Genomic DNA, 3,539 nt, shown 5'->3' with positions numbered 1-3,539 from the left:
ACATCCATCCCGACATAGACTTCCATCTGGCCCATCCTCCTGTTTGAAGCAGCGCGATCCACTCGCTCCGACTTCGTATCCTCAGGTCTGGATGGGCCTACCTCAATTACGCGATGTCACCGGAACCACGGCTCAACCCGCAACGCGCCTCTGTATGGGGGTTAAGTAAAGTGTCACCGGAACTCTCGGCTCAGGGTCCGCGTCGAGGTAGCCCAGAAGCCGATCTATCCGCTGTTCTGTCGATGACACACCGTCACTCCGCGGTCGGCTTCCGGTTCCAGATGGTACCCGGTCAAGGTTGCAGCCTATCGGCGAGCCTTGACTGCCGCAAGGCGGGGCGTGAATTGTCAGCGGGTGGCGAGCGGGATGATTTCGCGATGAAATTCAGCTCGCTGCCCGGGCAGCTATCCCGTGTTTCGCATTCTCGCTCCAGGGGTTCACTCCAACGGTGGGAGTCTACCAGAATGCGTGCGTGTCCCGTTTTTCGTCAGTCTGGTTCAGCCAAGCCGATCCGTCTCAACTCCTGCAACCCCTTCAACAGTGGATCGCGCTTCGCCTTCGCGGCTCCAAGAGGCGCAACGAAGACCGTGTCCGGATCGCCATCGCCCAGGAAGAGGCTGACCATGAACGGCCACAGCTTGTTCGAAGGATCGAGCTGCTGTTCCCAACCCGGCGTCGCCACTTGAAGGGCACGCTCTCGAGTAATCAGTACTTGCGATTCGGTGTCGCGACGGATCAACCGCCCCGGAACGCCACGTATATCAAACTCCTTGAAGCGAGCTTTACTTATGTCGAGCGCCCACTCTACAGATGAATAGAACTGCTTTCGATACTCATCGAACGGCTTTTGCTTGGCGTTTCCATGAGTCGATGGATCGGCGGTCGCAGTAATTTTCATTTTTCCTATCTCACCGGACAGCACAACGCGATCCAGATAAGGACTCCACATAATCAACAAGTCATTTGTTTTGAGATTCGATATTCTGATATCGGACGCGATCAATGGCCCCGTGCTGCAGCCATTTGTCGCGCAATCGATCAACTCAACCCTTCGAACTTCGGACATTCTAGAGATGTCCTGAGTTAGGGAGAGAGCGCAGTTTTCGAACAGGCACTGGTCAAGGATCATATCTTCTAATCGAAGACGATCTCCCCGGTCAAAAACCCGAGAAAACGTCTCGCTTCTAAACTCTCTCATCGTGGGAATACCAAGCTTGGTGGAAGGCCGGGGTGCGTCACATAGTCTGTATACGGCCCATATGGCCTTGCCAAATGGCTTGCCTTCCCTGCCTCGGTGGTGATGTCCAAAGTACGAAGATTGTAGCCTTCGTACCCCAAAAAGTCCGGCGTCGAAACGAAGGGACGCGACTGGTACGAAAGGGTTTGGCTCAGCTCGGGATCGGCCTGAACATACCTCGCCGATAGCCGTTCCACGGCCTTTCCATAGCTGGCCGGCGCTAGATTGGTCCCCTCAACCAGGTGCCGATAGCTACCCGGACTCATCAAATCGCGAGCTAGGCTAGGATTAGCAGCCAGCTCGGCCACGGCCCGATTTGTGACGCCTTGGAGAGCGATCTTGGTGTTCAGCGGCACTGTTTCTGCGGCTACTCCCCGAAGAGCCAGCGCACCCCTCGCGCCCAGAACGACAGAGCCAGTGAAGGTGACCCCTTTGCCGCCTGCTGCTGCGTCCGCACTGCTCCAGCCTGCGGAACTATAGCCCTTAGAGATACCGCCTTCTATGAAGCTGCTCGCTTTCTCCCACGCAAGTCCACTCACATAGCGCACCGGCCCGCCTGCCACGGTTAGGCCCACGCTTGCGACGTTCACCGCAAGGTTCGCGGCGGGGTTCTGGCGGAGGAAGTCACCCAGCCCGCCTTGGAGGGCCGTGACCTTGTTGCCCACCCAGATGCCCGCGTTGTCGATCGTCTTACCGGCGAAGTAGTTGAGCGCATCTGGGCCGGCAGTGACCGTCAACATCGCGTCGAAATCACTGGCCGCGGAGCGCGGGTAAATTTGTCCATAGAAGTCGCTGACGGTCTGCTGCTCGGTCGGCGTCGTAGCGATGTTAGAGAATAGGGTGCGCAGGCCCTGTTCGCGCATACGCGCAGCTTCCCGCGGGCTTGATGCCGCATTGGCCGCGACCAGGGTGTCCGAATAGTTGGCACGAGCCAGAATGTCGTCGATGGTGAGATCGCGGTCCGTGATTAACGCACCCGTTATTCCGCCGGCGACCTTGTTGGACACCTCTCGCGGCGTGAGCTTCGGTTGGGCATTCACCCTCCCCGCGATGGCATTCCCGATAGTGCTGCCGATCACATCCGGCAGCACCGACGTCAGGTTGTCGCCGAAGCTGGTGCCGGTGACGACCGAGCGCGTCGCGGCTCCCGCTACGCCGCCCGCCAGCCCCACCACGCCGTTGCGCGCGGCCTGGCCAGCCCAGTTGTCTCCCAATTTCAAGCTGTCGGCGAAGCGGTTGACGGTTCCGGAAGCGCTCACGCCGCCAACGACGCCCCCGATTGCGACCCCGGCCCAGTCGAACTTCTTCTGCAGGCCGGTGGCGACAGAGATACCCTGGGTGACCAGATTGCTTGAAACGCCGCGTATCGCGCCCTGCACGAATCCACTCGGCGAGGGGAGTGTGCCGAAGCCTCCACCAACTGCGCCCGAAATCGCGCCAAGCGCGACGCCCTTCCAACTGAACTTGTCCTGTACGCCAAGCGCGATACCGGCGCCTTGGCTCACCGCGCTGGCTGCGGCTCCGGCCACTGCACCGCCCGCAACCGTCGCCAACGTGCCAGCGCTGGCTGCCGTCGCAGCCGTAAGGGACGTACCAAACGCGAGGTTGGAAATTCCGGCGACAGCATAGGGCGCCACGATCGCCACGACCGCCACCGCGACCACGGCGACGATCAGCTTCCCGACCGCCCCGCACCCCTTCTTCGCCTTGGCCTGGGGCGCCGCCTGCTGCGCCCGCTGGATTTCGTCCAGTTGCTGGGGCTGGAGGGAGCCGAGAGAGGCGCCGGTGTCGTAGGGCTCGAAGGTGGTGGACTTGTGTCTGGCGTTGACGACCTTGTTGGGCACCGCCAGCGACATGCCGGGCGGCAGGTAGCTGGTGTCGGAGAGGCCGTTGGCCTCGGCCAACAGGTACCAAAGGCTCTCATCACCCCACAGGGTCGACGCGATGGAGCGCAGGGTGTCGCCGGTGCGCACCAGGAAGGCGCCGCCGGCCGGGGCCTCGGAGGCGCGCGTGATCGGATCATACCCGTGGTCGAAGTCGCCGGTGCTGGCCGCCCGCGTCATGTTGTAGTTGAACTGGCCGGTGTTGGCGCCGATCTCGCCCACCTTGGCGCCGTTGAAATAGAAGGAATAGTCGTCCGAGAGCACGGCGCCGCCGACGCGGTTTTTCTCGGTGCGGCGCATGATCTGGTTGCGGTGACATCGCGTAATTGAGGTAGGCCCATCCAGACCTGAAGATACGAAGTCGGAGCGAGTGGATCGCGCTGCTTCAAACAGGAGGATGGACCCAATGGAAGTTTATG

The 3,539-nt window shown here is 60.9% G+C and carries 2 protein-coding genes; both read right to left on the bottom strand.

The genetic code is table 11. The features are described 5' to 3' along the window. Positions 1 to 487: 487 nt before the first annotated feature. Entirely contained in the window at positions 488 to 1,066 is a 579-nt protein-coding gene (locus tag ACIQ3B_RS18335) for a hypothetical protein (RefSeq protein WP_397405156.1), read from the bottom strand. Between the two features lie 128 nt (positions 1,067 to 1,194). Further along, positions 1,195 to 3,420, bottom strand: a complete 2,226-nt coding sequence (locus tag ACIQ3B_RS18330; protein ID WP_397405155.1) for a LysM peptidoglycan-binding domain-containing protein — start codon at positions 3,418 to 3,420, stop codon at positions 1,195 to 1,197. Positions 3,421 to 3,539: the final 119 nt, after the last annotated feature.

Origin of the sequence: Phenylobacterium sp. (assembly GCF_044358365.1) — a bacterium.
Taxonomy (GTDB): Bacteria; Pseudomonadota; Alphaproteobacteria; order Caulobacterales; family Caulobacteraceae; genus Phenylobacterium.
The sequence above is the reverse complement of the archived record's forward strand: the minus strand, read 5'-3'. Positions and strand labels throughout refer to the sequence as shown.

Coding starts and splice junctions, on each gene's coding strand:
- ACIQ3B_RS18335 (WP_397405156.1), bottom strand. CDS start 1,066: ATGTCCGAAGTTCGAAGGGTTGAGTTGATCGATTGCGCGACAAATGGC.
- ACIQ3B_RS18330 (WP_397405155.1), bottom strand. CDS start 3,420: ATGCGCCGCACCGAGAAAAACCGCGTCGGCGGCGCCGTGCTCTCGGAC.